The organism is Photorhabdus hindustanensis (genome assembly GCF_002968995.1).
GTDB lineage: Bacteria > Pseudomonadota > Gammaproteobacteria > Enterobacterales > Enterobacteriaceae > Photorhabdus > Photorhabdus akhurstii.
In genome coordinates this window covers 1-1,475 of sequence record NZ_PUWT01000210.1, presented here as the reverse complement: position 1 = coordinate 1,475, position 1,475 = coordinate 1, and the positions used below count along the sequence as shown (strand labels likewise).

General features: G+C 54.3%; 1 rRNA gene. It reads right to left on the bottom strand.

The annotated features are described in order from the left end of the window. A 23S ribosomal RNA gene (locus tag C6H66_RS25385) occupies positions 1-1,475 on the bottom strand; the annotation flags it as partial.

Here is a 1,475-nt window from a genome sequence, read left to right as displayed (position 1 = left end):
CTGGCCATCATTACGCCATTCGTGCAGGTCGGAACTTACCCGACAAGGAATTTCGCTACCTTAGGACCGTTATAGTTACGGCCGCCGTTTACTGGGGCTTCGATCAAGAGCCTCGCCTTGCGGCTAACCCCATCAATTAACCTTCCAGCACCGGGCAGGCGTCACACCGTATACGTCCACTTACGTGTTTGCACAGTGCTGTGTTTTTAATAAACAGTTGCAGCCAGCTGGTCTCTGCGACTGGCTTCGGCTCCGGAGGCAAACTCCCTCACCTACCGCCAGCGTGCCTTCTCCCGAAGTTACGGCACCATTTTGCCTAGTTCCTTCACCCGAGTTCTCTCAAGCGCCTGAGTATGCTCTACCTGACCACCTGTGTCGGTTTGGGGTACGATTCAATATGACCTGACGCTTAGAGGCTTTTCCTGGAAGCCGGGCATCAACCACTTCACTGCCGTGGCAGCTCGTCATCACGCCTCAGTGTTACAGAAGAGCGGATTTGCCTGCTCCTCCCACCTACACGCTTAAACCGGGACGACCGTCGCCCGGATGGCCTAGCCTTCTCCGTCCCCCCTTCGCAGTCATATTCAGTACAGGAATATTAACCTGTTTCCCATCAGCTACGCCGTTCGGCCTCGCCTTAGGGGTCGACTCACCCTGCCCCGATTAACGTTGGACAGGAACCCTTGGTCTTCCGGCGAGCGGGTTTTTCACCCGCTTTATCGTTACTTATGTCAGCATTCGCACTTCTGATACCTCCAGCGGGCCTCACAGCGCCACCTTCAACGGCTTACAGAACGCTCCCCTACCCATCCAGAGAACAGACGTCAGAATACAGCTTACAGATGACGCCCCAATCCGGTCAGCATTTTCGCTATGGCTTCACAGCCACAGACGATTACTATCCAGAACCTGATTAATCAAACTCTTCAAGACATCATTCCGTCCTCTGTCGTCTGAAATCTGTCCTCTGAATGCCGCAGCTTCGGTGCATGGTTTAGCCCCGTTACATCTTCCGCGCAGGCCGACTCGACCAGTGAGCTATTACGCTTTCTTTCAATGATGGCTGCTTCTAAGCCAACATCCTGGCTGTCTGGGCCTTCCCACCTCGTTTCCCACTTAACCATGACTTCGGGACCTTAGCTGGCGGTCTGGGTTGTTTCCCTCTTCACGACGGACGTTAGCACCCGCCGTGTGTCTCCCGTGATAACATTCTTCGGTATTTGCAGTTTGCATCGGGTTGGTAAGCCGGGATGGCCCCCTAGCCGAAACAGTGCTCTACCCCCGAAGATGACTTCACGAGGCGCTACCTAAATAGCTTTCGGGGAGAACCAGCTATCTCCCGGTTTGATTGGCCTTTCACCCCCAGCCACAGGTCATCCGCTAATTTTTCAACATTAGTCGGTTCGGTCCTCCAGTTAGTGTTACCCAACCTTCAACCTGCCCATGGCTAGCTCACCGGGTTTCGGGTCTATACC